Here is a 14,666-nt window from a genome sequence, read left to right on the forward strand (position 1 = left end):
CGATGAAAAGCCAGGACGGGCTTGCCTAACCGGAAGCGCGCACGGCAAGATGGCGGCTCGATGCAATATGGAGTCTTCGATGATTCTCGACCGCCTGTCCCGTTCTTCCGGTGTCGCCAGATGGTGCGCGTGCGCGCTGCTGGCGACTGTCACCGCCTTTGCCGGCACCGCGCCCGCGCTGGCGAAACGCGCCCCCGCGCCAGCGCTCGACAGCGCGGCGGTCGCGGTTGCGGACCGCTACAGCGCGCAGGCCGCCGAGCAGATCCTGCGCGCCGGCGGCAACGCGGTCGACGCGGCGGTGGCGATCGCGTTCACGCTCGCGGTGACCTATCCCGAGGCGGGCAATATCGGCGGCGGTGGCTTCATGACGCTCTACGTCGACGGCAAGCCGTATTTCCTCGACTACCGCGAACGCGCGCCGCAGGCGGCGACGCGCGAGATGTATCTGGACAACAAGGGCAAGGTCGTTCCGGGCGCGAGTCTGATCGGCGGCCGCTCGGCCGGCGTGCCGGGCACGGTGATGGGCATGTGGGAAGCGCAACGCCGGTTCGGCAAGCTCAAGTGGAAGCAGGTGCTCGCCCCGGCCATCGCCTACGCGAGCGACGGCTTCGAGGTCGACGAGCAACTTCAGTCGCGCCGCGACAAGGCCCATGCGGAATTCGCCGGCAAGACCAATTTCGATGCGTACTTCTCCGGCCTGAACCGGGGCGCGACCTTCCGTCAGCCCGAGCTCGCCGCCACGTTGACGCGCATCGCGGATGACGGTGCGACCGAATTCTATACCGGTCAGACCGCGGACCTGATCGCCGAGGCGATGCGCGGCCACGGGCTGATCTCGAAGGACGATCTGGCTGCCTATCGCGCGGTCTGGCGCGAACCGGTGCAGGCGGACTGGAACGGATACCGGGTCATCACCGCGCCGCCGCCCAGTTCCGGCGGGATAGGACTGGTGCAGATGCTCCGGATGAAGTCCGATCTGGCGCCTGCCTTCGAGGGCGTGCCGGTCAATTCGCCGAAATACATTCATCTGGTCGCCGAGATCGAGAAGCGGGTCTTCGCCGATCGTGCCGAATACCTGGGGGACCCCGATTTCTACAAGGTGCCGGTCGCGCGCCTGATCGATCCCGCCTATCTGCAAAAGCGTGCCGACGAAATCAGTCCGGACCATATCTCGGTCACGAAGAATATTCGGCCGGGACTCGACGTGTCAGCGCTGGGCGTGCAGTCCGGCGGCAATGCCGATGTGGCCGGGTCGATGCCGGAGAAAGCCGAGACCACCCATTACTCGGTCGTCGACAAATGGGGTAACGCGGTATCGAACACCTATACGATCAACGGCTATTTTGGTTCGGGCGTCGTGGTGCCGGGAGCCGGCTTCCTGCTGAACGACGAGATGGACGATTTCGCGGCAAAGCCCGGCGTCGCCAATATGTTCGGCGTGGTGGGCAGCGACGCGAACGCGATCGCTCCCGGGAAACGCCCCCTGTCCTCGATGTCGCCGACCATTCTGACGCGGGACGGCAAGGTGGCGCTGGTCATCGGCACGCCGGGCGGTTCGCGGATCTTCACGTCGATCTTCCAGGTGATCGAAAACCTCTACGGTTTCCACATGTCGTTGGACGGCGCGGTCGCGCAGATGCGCTTCCATCATCAGTTGTTGCCTGAAAACACCATTTTCTGGGAGCCCTATGCGCCGCTCGACGGGGACCTGGCGAAACAGGTGGAAGCGCTGGGATACAAGCTGCAAGCCCAGTCGTTCAATGGCGATATCCAGGCGATTCAGGTCGAGGGCCGCACCGCCACGCCGATGGCCGACCCGCGAGGCCGAGGCGTCACGCTGATCGTCAAGTAAAGTCACGGTGTACGTGCCGCGGCCCCGCGGCATGCTGAAAGCGGGGCCGCAAAAGTGCATCACCCCTTCTGGGACGACACCCCCCGAGACATCGCCCTACCCATGGGCGTGAGTGCGGGGCTAACTGTATAATCGGCGGTTTGCAGTCGGACGCAGGCCCATGGCTTGCGCATGCGCGGGGAAAGGACTGCCGAGGCGCCCGTCTTCCCGTTGTGCGGCGGCGTTCCGCTTCCCGTCGACCGTATTGCATCCCACGCTTCGCATTCCAGCATTCCACGCCATGAAAGCCGCCGATATCCGCAGCAAGTTCCTCCGTTTCTTCGAGTCGAAAGGACACACGATCGTGCGTTCGTCGAGCCTGGTGCCGGCAAACGATCCGACCTTGCTGTTCACCAACTCCGGGATGGTGCAGTTCAAGGACGTGTTCCTGGGCACCGACCCCCGCCCGTACTCGCGCGCCACCAGCGCGCAACGCAGCGTGCGTGCCGGCGGCAAGCACAACGACCTCGAAAACGTCGGCTACACGGCGCGTCACCATACCTTCTTCGAGATGCTGGGCAATTTCTCGTTCGGGGATTATTTCAAGCGCGATGCGATCCATTACGCATGGGAGCTGTTGACCCAGGTCTACGCCTTGCCCGCCGACAAGCTCTGGGTCACCGTCTATCACGAGGACGACGAGGCGTACGCGATCTGGGCGAACGAGGTGGGCGTGCCGGCCGAACGGATCATCCGCATCGGCGACAACAAGGGCGCGCGCTACGCGTCGGACAATTTCTGGCAGATGGCCGATACCGGTCCGTGCGGCCCCTGTTCGGAAATTTTCTATGACCACGGCCCGGAGATCTGGGGCGGGCCGCCCGGGTCTCCCGACGAGGACGGCGACCGTTACATCGAGATCTGGAATCTGGTTTTCATGCAGTTCAACCGCGACGCCCAGGGCAATATGACGCCGCTGCCGAAGCAGTGCGTGGACACCGGCATGGGGCTCGAACGGGTGGCGGCCGTGTTGCAGCACGTGCACAGCAACTACGAAATCGACCTGTTCCAGACATTGATCAAGGCCGCGGGACGCGAGACCGGCGTGAGCGATCTCGGCAACAACTCGCTGAAGGTGATCGCCGACCATATCCGCGCCTGTTCCTTCCTGATCGTCGACGGCGTCATCCCGGGTAACGAGGGGCGCGGTTACGTCTTGCGCCGCATCGTGCGCCGTGCGATCCGCCACGGCTACAAGCTGGGCCGCCGGGGAGCGTTCTTCCATCGTCTGGTCGGCGATCTGGTCGCGGAGATGGGCACCGCCTATCCGGAGCTGGCCGAGGCGCGCACGCGCGTCACCGACATCCTGCGTCAGGAGGAGGAGCGTTTCTTCGAGACGATCGAAAACGGGATGGAGATTCTCGACGCGACGATCGGTGCGCTGGAAGCGGGGCGTCCCCCGGCCGTGGCGGGCGCCGACGCGACTCCCGCGCCGCTGGTGCTCTCGGGTGACATCGCGTTCAAGCTGCATGACACCTACGGTTTTCCGCTGGATCTGACCGCCGACGTCTGCCGCGAGCGCGGCATCGTCGTCGACGAGGTCGCCTTCGACGCGGCGATGACGCGCCAGCGGCAGCAGGCGCGCGCGGCCGGCAAATTCAAGATGGCGAGCGCGCTCGAATACAACGGCGCGAAGACATCCTTCCTTGGATATGACGCGATCGTCGCCGACGACGCCCGTATCGTCGCGCTATATGCGGACGGCACCGCGGTGGAGCGCATCGTCGCCGGTCAGGATGCGGTGATCGTCCTCGACCACACGCCGTTCTACGCGGAATCCGGTGGTCAGGTGGGCGATCAGGGCGTGCTGTCGACCGACCTCGCGCGTTTCGCGGTGACCGATACGTTGAAGGTGCAGGCTGACGTCGTCGGCCACCACGGCATGCTGGAGCAGGGCGAGTTGGCGCGTGGCGATGTCGTCCACGCGACGGTCGACGGCGTGCGCCGCGCGCGCACCGCCCGCAATCACTCGGCGACGCACCTGATGCACAAGGCCTTGCGCGATGTTCTCGGCGGCCACGTGCAGCAAAAGGGTTCGCTGGTGGATGCCGACAAGACCCGTTTCGACTTCGCGCACCATTCGCCGCTGAGCGCGGAGGAGATCCGCCGCATCGAGGAATTGGTGAACGCCGAGGTGCTGGCGAACGCGCCGGCGGTGATTCGTTCGATGGCCTATGACGACGCGGTCAAGTCCGGGGCGATGGCCCTGTTCGGCGAGAAGTACGGCGACGAAGTCCGCGTGCTCGATCTGGGCAGTTCCCGCGAGTTGTGCGGCGGCACCCATGTGTCGCGCACCGGCGACATCGGTCTGTTCAAGGTGCTCGCCGAGACGGGCGTCGCGGCGGGCATCCGCCGTATCGAAGCGATCACCGGCGACAATTCGGTGCGCTTCGTGCAGGGGCTCGATCAGCGCCTGGGCGCGGCGGCCGCGGCGCTCAAGGTGCCGCCGGCCGAGGTGACGCAACGCATCCTGCAACAGCAGGAGCAACTGCGCGCGCTCGAGAAGGAATTGGGACAACTGAAGTCGAAAGTGGCGTCGAGCCAGGGCGACGATCTGCTCGCGCAGGTGGTCGACGTCAGCGGGGTGCAGGTCCTCGCCGCCCAGCTCGACGGCGCCGATCCGAAGGTGCTGCGGGAGTCGGTCGACCGTCTGAAGGACAAGCTCAAGCATGCGGCCATCGTGCTCGGGACCGTGACCGACGGCCGGGTCAGCCTGGTTGCCGGTGTGACGGCCGATGCGTCGAAGCAGGTCAAGGCGGGCGACCTCGTCAACTTCGTCGCGCAGCAGGTGGGTGGCAAGGGCGGCGGGCGGCCGGACCTGGCGCAGGCAGGCGGGACCGACGCGGCGGCGCTGCCCGCGGCACTGGCCGCAGTGCCCGGCTGGATCGAAGCGCTGCTGGCCTGACGGACCTGATCCGGGCATCATCGATCTCATGCAACGCCGCCGCATCCGCGGCGGTTTTTCATCTCCAGAAGGTGGCTCATGCAGGATTTCGCTTCCGACAATTACGCCGGCGTGTGCCCCGAGGCGCTGCGTGCGCTGGTCGAGGCCAATGCCAGCGGTCATGAGGTGGCGTACGGCGACGATTCCTGGACCCGTCGGGTCTGCGACCGGCTGCGCGCGCTTTTCGAGACCGACTGCGAGGTATTCTTTGTCTTCAACGGCACGGCGGCCAATTCGCTGGCGCTGGCGTCGCTGTGCCAGTCGTACCAATCTGTGATCTGCCACGAACTGGCGCACGTCGAGACCGACGAGTGCGGTGGCCCGGAGTTCTTCTCCAACGGGTCCAAGCTCATCACGTCGCGCGGACCGCTGGGCAAGCTCGATCCGGTGGCGATCGAAGCGCTGGTGACGCGGCGCAACGATATCCATTCGCCGCGTCCGAAGGCGGTCACGCTGACGCAGGCGACCGAAGTCGGTACCCTCTATACGGTCGAGGAGGTCAGGGCGATCAGTGAGGTCGCGCACCGGCACGGCATGTCGGTGCACATGGACGGCGCGCGCTTCGCGAACGCGGTCGCGGCGCTGGCGGTGTCGCCGGCGGACATGACCTGGCGGGCGGGCGTCGACGTGCTGTGCTTCGGCGGCACCAAGAACGGCCTGCCGGTGGGCGAGGCGGTGGTGTTCTTCAAAAAGTCGCTGGCCGCGGACTTCGCCTACCGCGTGAAGCAGGCCGGCCAGCTCGCGTCGAAAATGCGTTTCATCTCCGCGCCCTGGCTGGGTCTGCTGGACGACGACGTGTGGCTGCGCAACGCGCGGCATGCGAATGCGATGGCGCGTTTGCTCGCCGAGCGCATTGGTGCGATTCCGGGCGTGCGGATCATGTTCCCGCCGCAGGCGAACGCGGTGTTCGCCGAATTGCCGGTGGACGCGGCACGCACGCTACGGCAAAACGGCTGGGTATTCTACGATTTCATCGCCGCGGGCGGCAGCCGCCTGATGTGCGCATGGGATACGGCGCCGGAGACGGTGGCGCGTTTCGCCGCCGAACTGAACGCGGCCGTGATGGCCGGCCGGGCAGTCGCGCCGGCCGCCGTTCCGCCCATCGAACCCACCGCCGCCTAGACGCGGCAACCGGAAGCAACGATGCTCGAAGTGAACAAGGAAGTGGATGCGCGGGGTCTGACCTGCCCGTTGCCGATCCTGCGCGCGAAGAAGGCGCTTGCAGACATGAGCACCGGCGAGATTCTGAAGGTCAGCGCCACGGACCCGGGTTCGCAGCGGGATTTCGCGGCCTTCGCGAAACAGACCGGCAATGCCATCGTCGAAACGAGTTCGCATGACAAGGTCTTCGTGTTCCTGATTCGTCGGCGCTGACAGGGCGCCTTCGGCGACCGGGAAAAAAAACGCCTCGCGTCCGTTCGGGAGGCGAGGCGTAGATGCTTTCCCGCCCGTAGGCAGAAAAGACGCGGGGACCTACTCAGGCAACGATCAGCTTTCCATGACCGGCGAACGGGTCCGCAGGTATTCCTCGAACTGGTCCTTCACTTCCGGGTGGCGCAGCGCGAACTCGACGGTCGCCTTCAGGTAACCCAGCTTGCTGCCGCAGTCGAAACGCGTGCCGTGGTACTTGTACGCCAGCACTTGCTCGTCGGCCAGCAGCGCCTGGATCGCGTCCGTCAGCTGGTACTCGCCGCCCGCGCCGGTCTTCAACGCGCGAATGTGGTCGAAAATACGCGGCTTCAATACGTAGCGGCCGACCACGCCCAGGTTCGACGGTGCGACTTCGGGTGCCGGCTTCTCGACGATGCCGGACAGTTTGTAGATGTTCTCTTCCTGCTGGCGGCCGTCGACGATACCGTAGGACGCCGTTTCGGATGCCGGGATTTCTTCGACGCCGATCACCGAGCTATGGTAGTGATTGAACACCTCGACCATCTGCGTCAGCACGGGCGGCTTGCCGTACAGCAAGTCGTCCGCCAGGATGACCGCGAACGGGTGGTCGCCCACCAGCTTCTCGGCGCACAGCACCGCGTGGCCCAGGCCAAGCGCTTCCGGCTGACGCACGTAAAAGCAATCGACGTTCGCCGGCTTGATGCTGCGTACCAGGTCCAGCAGCTTCTGCTTGCCCCGGGCTTCGAGTTCGGCCTCGATTTCGTACGATTTGTCGAAATGGTCCTCGATCGCGCGCTTGCTGCGGCCCGTCACGAAAATCATCTCGGTAATGCCGGCGGCGATCGCTTCCTCGACCGCGTACTGGATCAATGGCTTGTCGACCACCGGCAGCATTTCCTTCGGACTGGCCTTGGTTGCCGGCAGGAAACGCGTTCCCAGGCCAGCAACGGGAAATACCGCTTTCGTTACTTTCAACATGTTTGAAAACCCCGCGTTTTATATTGGAAGAAGAATAGGAATCAAGCGTGCATTCGTGCCAGCTGGCTCGCCAGCTTCGCAAGCGTTGTTTCGTATTCTGCCAGTCTTTTCCGTTCTTGTTCCACCACTATGGCCGGTGCGCGTGAAACAAAGCTCTCGTTTTGTAACTTCGCTCGCGCTTTACCGATTTCGCCTTCGAGACGGGCGATTTCCTTTGTCAGCCGTTCTTTTTCGGCGACAAGATCGATTTCCACCTCGAGCGCCATTTTCGTCGAACCGGCGATTGCGACGGGCGTGCCCGCGGCACGCGCGTCGAGCGTCGTTTCGTCGTCGATGATCTGCACTTCCGACAGCCGCCCCAGCGCCTGAACGTACGGTGCGAAGCTCGCCAGCCGCGCCGAATCGCCCGTGACGAGCAAGGGCACGCGTTTCGAAGGTGGCAGACTCATCTCGCCACGCAGATTACGACATGCATCGACCACTCCCTTCAGTTCGCTGGCCCACAGAAGGGATGGCGCGTCGATCTTCGCGAGGTCCGCCCGGGGGTAGGCCTGCGTCATGATCGAGGGGTGTTGCGCGTCGGCATCGGCCGTTGCGGCGGGAGATATCGGGTACCGGCCCGCGAGCGGCGCCACTTTTTGCCACAGCGCCTCGGTGATGAACGGAATGATCGGATGCGCGAGCCGCAGAATGGTTTCCAGCACGCGCAGCAGGGTGCGGCGCGTGGCGCGCTGCTGCGCCGGCGTGCCCTTCTGCAATTGGACTTTCGCGAATTCGACGTACCAGTCGCAGTATTCGTCCCAGGCGAAACGGTAGATCGCGCCCGCGATATTGTCGAGCCGGTAGTCGGCGAAACCTTTTTCGACATCGGCCTCGACCTGTTGCAACGCCGAGACGATCCACCGGTCGGCAGCGGAGAAATCCAGGTGGCTGTCGGCGCCGCCATCCGTCGCGGTCTCCGCCCCGGGGGCCGTGACGCCGCAGTCGTGGCCTTCGCAATTCATCAGCACGAAGCGCGTGGCGTTCCACAGCTTGTTGCAGAAATTGCGATAGCCTTCGCAACGCGACAGGTCGAAATTGATGTTGCGGCCCAGCGTCGCCATCGACGCGAAGGTGAAGCGCAGCGCATCGGTGCCGGTCGCGGCGATGCCGTCCGGGAATTCCTTGCGGGTCTTCTTTTCGATCTGCGCGGCCTGCTTCGGATTCATCAGGCCGGTGGTGCGCTTCGCCACCAGCGCGTCGAGCGCGATGCCGTCCACCAGATCGATCGGGTCGAGGGTGTTGCCTTTCGACTTCGACATCTTCTGGCCTTCCGAATCGCGCACCAGCCCGTGCACGTAGACGGTGTCGAACGGCACCTTGCCGGTGAAGTGCGTCGTCATCATCACCATCCGCGCGACCCAGAAGAAGATGATGTCGAACCCGGTGACCAGCACCGACGACGGCAGGAAGTGCTTCAGTTCCGGCGTCGCCTCGGGCCAGCCGAGCGACGAGAACGGCACCAGCGCCGACGAGAACCAGGTGTCGAGCACGTCCTCGTCGCGGCGCAGCGGCCCGGTGACGCCGGCCGCGTCCGCCTTCGCGCGCGCCTCGGCTTCGGTTGCCGCGACATGCACGCCGCCGTGTTCGTCGTACCATGCCGGAATTTGGTGGCCCCACCAGAGCTGCCGGGAGATGCACCAGTCCTGGATGTTTTCGAGCCACTGGTAGTAGGTGCTGGTCCAGTTCTCCGGAACGAAGCGGATCTGGCCGTCGCGCACCACGTCGAGCGCGACCTCGGCGATCGAGCGCCCCGGGTGCCGGCTGTCGGCCGGCGCCGGCTGGCTCATCGCCACGAACCATTGGTCGGTGAGCATCGGTTCGATGATCGCGTTGGTGCGGTCGCCGCGCGGCACCATCAGCTTGTGCGGCTTGACCGCCTCGAGCAGGCCCGCGGCCTCGAGCTCGGCCACCACCTGCTTGCGCGCGTCGAACCGGTCCAGGCCGCGAAAGCGTTCGGGCGCGTTGTCGTTGATGCGCGCGTCGAGCGTCAGGATCTCGATCTGCGGCAGCTTGTGGCGCTGGCCCACCTGGTAATCGTTCTGATCGTGCGCCGGGGTGACCTTGACGACGCCGGTGCCGAAGGCCGGATCGACGTAGTCGTCGGCGATGATCGGGATCTCCCGCCCGACCAGCGGCAGCGTCACGCTCTGGCCGATCAGATGCGCGTAGCGCGGGTCCTCGGGGTGCACCATCACCGCGACGTCGCCCAGCATCGTTTCCGGCCGCGTGGTGGCCACCGTCAGATGGCCCGCGCCGTCCGGCAGCGGATAGCGGATGTGCCAGAGCGAACCGGTCTCTTCCTCGGACACCACTTCCAGGTCCGACACCGCCGTCATCAGCTTCGGGTCCCAGTTGACCAGCCGCTTGCCGCGGTAGATCAGACCCTGCTCGTAGAGCGTGACGAAGACGTCGCGTACCGCCTTCGACATCTTGTCGTCCATCGTGAAGTATTCGCGCGACCAGTCGATCGACGCGCCCAGGCGGCGGATCTGCCGCGTGATCGTCGAGCCGGATTCTTCCTTCCACGCGTGCACGCGCTCGACGAAGGCCTCGCGGCCGAGCGCCTGGCGCGTCAGCCCCTGGCGGTCGAGTTGGCGTTCGACGACGATCTGCGTGGCGATGCCGGCGTGGTCGGTGCCGGGCAGCCACAGCGTGTTGGCGCCGCGCATCCGGTGATAACGGGTGAGCGCGTCCATGATCGTCTGGTTGAACGCATGGCCCATGTGCAGCGTGCCGGTGACGTTCGGCGGCGGCAACTGGATCGAGAAGTCGGCGCGCGCGTCGTCCAGCGTGGGCCGCGCGTAACCGCGCCGCTCCCATTCGGGGCCCCAGTGCGATTCGATTTCGGCCGGATCGAAGCTCTTGGCGAGCGTGTTGTCTTCACCGGCAGTCGCGCCGTCGCTGCCGGAGGGAAGGGACGAACCGGGTGCCGGGGTGCTGTGATCGCTGTCGCTCATTGTGTGCCTGAGGCCTGAGAATGCTTGTAAAACAACGATTATAATGGACCCCCCACCGGAAAACGACATCCATGCCCGACTTGCTCGCCCATCTCAATCCCGAACAGCTCGCCGCGGTCACGCTGCCCAACGAATCGGCGCTGATCCTGGCAGGCGCGGGCAGCGGCAAGACGCGCGTGCTGATCACCCGCATCGCCTGGCTGATCGAAGGCCGTCAGGCAAGCCCGTCGGGCATCCTCGGCGTGACCTTCACGAACAAGGCCGCCAAGGAGATGCTCACGCGGCTCACGACGCTGCTGCCGATCAACACCCGCGGGATGTGGATCGGCACCTTTCACGGCCTGTGCAACCGGCTGCTGCGCACGCACTATCGCGAGGCCGGCCTGCCGCAGGCATTCCAGATCCTCGACACCGCGGATCAGCTGTCGTCGATCAAGCGCCTGTTGAAAGGGTTGAACGTCGACGAGGAGAAATACCCGCCGAAGAACCTGCAGTATTTCATCAACAATGCGAAGGAAGAGGCGCTGCGCCCGGACCAGGTCGAGGCCAACGACGCGTTCAACCGCAGGTTCGTCGAACTGTACGCCGCGTACGAGGCGCAGTGTCAGCGCGAGGGCGTGGTCGATTTCGCCGAACTGCTGTTGCGCAGCTACGAATTGCTGACCCGCGACGTGGCGCTGCGCCAGCATTACCAGGCGCGCTTCTCGCACATCCTCGTCGACGAATTCCAGGATACGAACCGGCTGCAGTACGCGTGGCTGAAGCTGCTGGCGGGCGCGCACAATTCGATCTTCGCGGTGGGCGACGACGACCAGAGCATCTATGCGTTCCGGGGCGCGAACGTGGGCAATATGCGCGATTTCGAGCGCGAGTTCCATGTGCGGCACCTGATCAAGCTCGAACAGAACTACCGCTCGCACGGGCATATCCTCGACGCGGCGAACATCCTGATCGCCAACAATTCGAAGCGGCTCGGCAAGGACCTGCGCACCGATGCCGGCTATGGCGAGCCGGTGCGGGTCTACGAGGCCGCCACCGACACCCAGGAAGCGGGCTGGCTGGTCGAGGAGATGCGCGCACTGATCAATCAGGGTGTGTCGCGTCTGGACATCGCCGTGCTGTACCGCAGCAACGCGCAGTCGCGGGTGGTCGAGCACGCGCTGGTCGCCGCCGGCATCGCCTACAAGGTCTACGGCGGCCTGCGCTTTTTCGAGCGCCAGGAAGTCAAGCACGCGCTGGCCTATCTGCGCCTGATCGACAACCCGACCGACGATACCGCCTTCATGCGCGTGGTCAATTTCCCCACGCGCGGCATCGGCGCGCGCTCGCTCGAACAACTGTCCGATCTCGCGCGTGCGCACAACTGCCCCCTGGCATCGGCGGTCGCCTACGTGACGGGCAAGGCGGGCAGCAGTCTCGGGCAGTTCCTGCACCTGATCGAACGCATTCGCGCCGAGACGCGGCTGATGAACCTGCCGGATCTGGTGCGGCACCTGGTGCAGGCGAGCGGCCTCGCCGCGCACTACCAGAACGAGCGCGAAGGGCAGGACCGGCTGGAGAATCTGGAGGAACTGGTGAATGCCGCCAGCGCGTTCATCTCGGAGGAAGGGTTCCGCCGCGACGCGCCGGCCCGTGTGCTGCCGATGGACGCCGGCGCGACGGCGGCACCGGCGGTGGCCGATGCCGGCGCCGACATGGTGGACGCCGTGCTCGACGCCGCGGCGCCCGGCGCGACCACACTCGTGGCGGCGATGACGCCGCTGGCGGGTTTTCTGTCGCATGCGTCGCTGGAGGCGGGCGACAACCAGGCGCAGGCCGGGCAGGACGCCGTGCAGTTGATGACGATCCACGCCGCGAAGGGGCTGGAGTTCACGGCGGTCTTCGTGACGGGTCTGGAGGAGGGCCTGTTTCCGCACGAGAACAGCGCGGCCGAGGCCGACGGTCTGGAGGAGGAGCGGCGTCTGATGTACGTCGCGATCACCCGCGCCAAGGAGCGGCTCTACCTGTCGTTCGCGCAAAGCCGCATGCTGCACGGTCAGACGCGCTACAACGTCCGCTCGCGGTTCTTCGACGAACTGCCCGAGGGTGCGCTGAAATGGCTGACCGCGAAGGTCGAGGCGGGCGCGCGCTGGGGCGGCAGGAGCGACAATGCCGGCTGGGGCAAGGACTGGTTCGCGCGCGGTGGCGTGGCCGCGGCACCCGTGCCCGCCGCGCTGCCGTCCTATGTCGAGCGCAATCGCGCCGCCGAGGCGGGTTTTCGCGTGGGACAGGCGGTGTTCCACACGAAGTTCGGCGAGGGCACGGTGACCGGTCTGGAAGGCAGCGGCGCCGATGCGCGGGCCCAGGTGAATTTCAAGCGACACGGCCAGAAATGGCTCGCGCTGTCGGTCGCGAAACTGCAACTGATCGAGGACTAGCGCGGTTATCCGGGGGCAGGGGCCGGCGTGTCAGGCTTTGAGGCGCACGAGCGGCAGCTCCGGCCCGTCGACGTCGAAGCAGCCGCGATAGGTTGCGTAGAACGAGCAGTAGAGCATGGCCGTGATCACCGCGGAGACGGGCATCAGGACCACCAGTCCCATCGCGCCGGCGCCGGAGAGCTGCAGCACCAGCGTCAGCACGAGCGACACCGACATCGTCAGCGCGCCCCACAGCAGCGCGTAGACGATGAAGGCGGCGCGGTTGCGCCAGCAAACCACCCAACTGAAGAACAGCGCCTTGAGCGGCGGCACGTCGTGCCAGGCCACCAGCACCGGTGCGAACCAGAACAGCATCGCCACGGGCACGTAGGCCAGCAGCGAGACCAGCACCGCGGCGTTCGGGCTGGCGTCGCGCGTCAGTTCCTCGCTCGGGTTGTTGCCGAGCAGCACCAGTTGCGCGAGCACGCCGCCGTCGGCCAGCGCGGAGACGGCGAACACCAGCGCGATGGCGACGATGTAGACGATTCCCAGCCCCAGCAGGCGCTTCGCCGTGGCGTTGCCGTGTTCGCGAAAGCCCGAGATCAGGACCGTCGGAAAGGCGGGCTTGCCCGCGAGCACGTCGCGGCTCGCGGCCAGGAACCCGACCGAGACGCCGGGAATCAGCAACAGCAGGATCAGCGAGCCGATGACCGGCGGCAGCGAGACCAGCCGCATGATGAACAGGTAGGCGAAGAACAGCGTCACGAACACCAGCGGATGGCGCCGGAAGATGCCCAGCCCCTGGCGGAACCAAATATAGCCGGCTTTCGCGGAAACGTGTTTCAGGTGCATGGCGGTAGGTAACTGAGCGGCTCAGAGGGGGAGGGCCGACACGGACGGCGGCGGCGCGTCGATTCGCGCGCGCAGCGTCCGCTCGAAGCGGCCCGGGTCGTGCGGTTGCAGAAGCTCGGCGGACCGGGGACGGTAGAAATCGTACAGCCGCGACACCCAGAAGCGCAATGCGCCCGCGCGCAGCATGTCCTGCCAGTGACGCGCTTCGATGTCGGTCAGCGGGCGTACCGCCTGGTAGGCGCGCAGCAGCGCCTGCGCGCGCGGCAGATCGAGCGCGCCGCTGTCGAGGTCGACGCACCAATCGTTGACGGTGACGGCCAGATCGAACAGCCATTTGTCGCAACCGGCGAAGTAGAAATCGAAGAAGCCGCCGAGCCGGTCCGCGCCGGCGTTCCCTGCGTTCCCTGCGTTCCCGGAGTCTCCGGCGACGAACAGCACATTGTCGCGGAACAGGTCGCAGTGGCACGGCCCGCCCGGCAGTTGCCGGTAGTCGTCGGACGCGAAGAACGTGGTCTGGTGCGCAAGTTCGGTGGCGAGGAGGTCGCTTTGCACCGTATCGAGATGCGGGTGCAGCGCCGGCGCCGTCGTTTGCCACCAGTCCAGGCTGCGCAGGTTCGGCTGGGTGTCGCCGAAGTCGCGCCCGGCGAGATGCGCGCGCGCCAGCATCGCGCCGACCTGCGCGCAATGAGCCGGCTGCGGCGCGAGTTGCGCCTGGCCCGCGAGGCGGGTGACGATCGCCGCCGGCTTGCCGTGCAGCAGCCCGTGCAGCGCGCCGTCGTCGCGCGGCACCGGGTCGGGCACCGGCACGCCGCGCGCGGCGAGGTGGCGCATCAGGTCGAGATAGAAAGGCAATTCCTGCGGCTGCAATTTCTCGAAGATCGTCAGGACGAATTCGCCCTGCGTGGTGGTCAGGAAGAAATTGCTGTTCTCGATGCCGGACGCGATACCGCGGAAGTCGATCGGATCGCCCAGCGAGTAGTGCGTCAGCCAGTGGCCGAGATCGGATGCGGTGACGGGAGTGAAGACGGCCATGCGATGGGATCGGGAACGGAGAGGGAGGAGAGGCCGGCCGCCATGACGGCTGGCCGGGAGCGGGGCGGACCCGCTCCCGGGGGAGCGGCGGGCGAACCCGTCGTCAGGCGCGGTGCGCCGGGCCGCGCGGGGTTTCGCCCTGCCCTGCCGGGCGGCGTCATGCCGACGCCGTGCGCCGCCCG

General features: G+C 66.1%; 9 protein-coding genes. 5 read left to right on the forward strand and 4 right to left on the reverse strand.

The window, feature by feature from the left end; genetic code table 11:
- Positions 1-79 precede the first annotated feature (79 nt).
- The 4 genes from ggt (at position 80) to OVY01_RS10625 (ending at position 6,209) form a co-directional block, all read left to right on the forward strand.
- The gene (gene ggt, locus OVY01_RS10610; protein ID WP_267847400.1) at positions 80-1,852 is read left to right on the forward strand and encodes a gamma-glutamyltransferase; all 1,773 of its coding nucleotides are present in this window, start codon (positions 80-82) and stop codon (positions 1,850-1,852) included.
- A gap of 280 nt (positions 1,853-2,132) precedes the next feature.
- On the forward strand, positions 2,133-4,796 hold the full coding sequence (alaS, locus tag OVY01_RS10615; protein ID WP_267847401.1) for an alanine--tRNA ligase: 2,664 nt from the start codon (positions 2,133-2,135) through the stop codon (positions 4,794-4,796).
- Between the two features lie 78 nt (positions 4,797-4,874).
- Positions 4,875-5,957: a threonine aldolase family protein gene (locus OVY01_RS10620; RefSeq protein WP_267847402.1), complete on the forward strand. Its 1,083-nt coding sequence runs from the start codon at positions 4,875-4,877 to the stop codon at positions 5,955-5,957.
- Between the two features lie 21 nt (positions 5,958-5,978).
- The gene (locus OVY01_RS10625) at positions 5,979-6,209 is read left to right on the forward strand and encodes a sulfurtransferase TusA family protein (protein WP_267847403.1); all 231 of its coding nucleotides are present in this window, start codon (positions 5,979-5,981) and stop codon (positions 6,207-6,209) included.
- A gap of 114 nt (positions 6,210-6,323) precedes the next feature.
- Here OVY01_RS10625 and galU read toward each other — a convergent pair whose 3' ends face one another.
- Together galU and OVY01_RS10635 are read right to left on the reverse strand one after the other, a co-directional pair.
- On the reverse strand, positions 6,324-7,205 hold the full coding sequence (gene galU / locus OVY01_RS10630; protein WP_267847404.1) for a UTP--glucose-1-phosphate uridylyltransferase GalU: 882 nt from the start codon (positions 7,203-7,205) through the stop codon (positions 6,324-6,326).
- A 41-nt stretch (positions 7,206-7,246) separates the two neighbouring features.
- Positions 7,247-10,204, reverse strand: coding sequence for a valine--tRNA ligase (locus tag OVY01_RS10635; RefSeq protein ID WP_267847405.1), 2,958 nt, complete (start codon positions 10,202-10,204; stop codon positions 7,247-7,249).
- Positions 10,205-10,275: 71 nt separating this feature from the next.
- Here OVY01_RS10635 and OVY01_RS10640 point away from each other — a divergent pair, with 71 nt between their 5' ends.
- On the forward strand, positions 10,276-12,621 hold the full coding sequence (locus OVY01_RS10640; protein ID WP_267847406.1) for a UvrD-helicase domain-containing protein: 2,346 nt from the start codon (positions 10,276-10,278) through the stop codon (positions 12,619-12,621).
- Positions 12,622-12,651: 30 nt separating this feature from the next.
- On the opposite strand, the gene OVY01_RS10645 is transcribed toward OVY01_RS10640, so the two are convergent.
- Both OVY01_RS10645 and OVY01_RS10650 read right to left on the reverse strand, forming a co-directional pair.
- Positions 12,652-13,452 (reverse strand): BPSS1780 family membrane protein, encoded by an 801-nt coding sequence (locus OVY01_RS10645; RefSeq protein WP_267847407.1) that lies wholly within the window; start codon positions 13,450-13,452, stop codon positions 12,652-12,654.
- A 21-nt stretch (positions 13,453-13,473) separates the two neighbouring features.
- Entirely contained in the window at positions 13,474-14,484 is a 1,011-nt protein-coding gene (locus OVY01_RS10650) for a homoserine kinase (protein ID WP_267847408.1), read from the reverse strand.
- Positions 14,485-14,666 lie beyond the last annotated feature (182 nt).

The organism is Robbsia betulipollinis (genome assembly GCF_026624755.1).
GTDB classification, from domain to species: Bacteria; Pseudomonadota; Gammaproteobacteria; order Burkholderiales; family Burkholderiaceae; genus Robbsia; species Robbsia betulipollinis.

What these genes read in the sequence shown, in the direction of transcription:
- ggt (WP_267847400.1), top strand. Translation starts at nt 80, where the DNA reads ATGATTCTCGACCGCCTGTCCCGTTCTTCCGGTGTCGCCAGATGGTGC.
- alaS (WP_267847401.1), top strand. Translation starts at nt 2,133, where the DNA reads ATGAAAGCCGCCGATATCCGCAGCAAGTTCCTCCGTTTCTTCGAGTCG.
- OVY01_RS10620 (WP_267847402.1), top strand. Translation starts at nt 4,875, where the DNA reads ATGCAGGATTTCGCTTCCGACAATTACGCCGGCGTGTGCCCCGAGGCG.
- OVY01_RS10625 (WP_267847403.1), top strand. Translation starts at nt 5,979, where the DNA reads ATGCTCGAAGTGAACAAGGAAGTGGATGCGCGGGGTCTGACCTGCCCG.
- galU (WP_267847404.1), bottom strand. Translation starts at nt 7,205, where the DNA reads ATGTTGAAAGTAACGAAAGCGGTATTTCCCGTTGCTGGCCTGGGAACG.
- OVY01_RS10635 (WP_267847405.1), bottom strand. Translation starts at nt 10,204, where the DNA reads ATGAGCGACAGCGATCACAGCACCCCGGCACCCGGTTCGTCCCTTCCC.
- OVY01_RS10640 (WP_267847406.1), top strand. Translation starts at nt 10,276, where the DNA reads ATGCCCGACTTGCTCGCCCATCTCAATCCCGAACAGCTCGCCGCGGTC.
- OVY01_RS10645 (WP_267847407.1), bottom strand. Translation starts at nt 13,452, where the DNA reads ATGCACCTGAAACACGTTTCCGCGAAAGCCGGCTATATTTGGTTCCGC.
- OVY01_RS10650 (WP_267847408.1), bottom strand. Translation starts at nt 14,484, where the DNA reads ATGGCCGTCTTCACTCCCGTCACCGCATCCGATCTCGGCCACTGGCTG.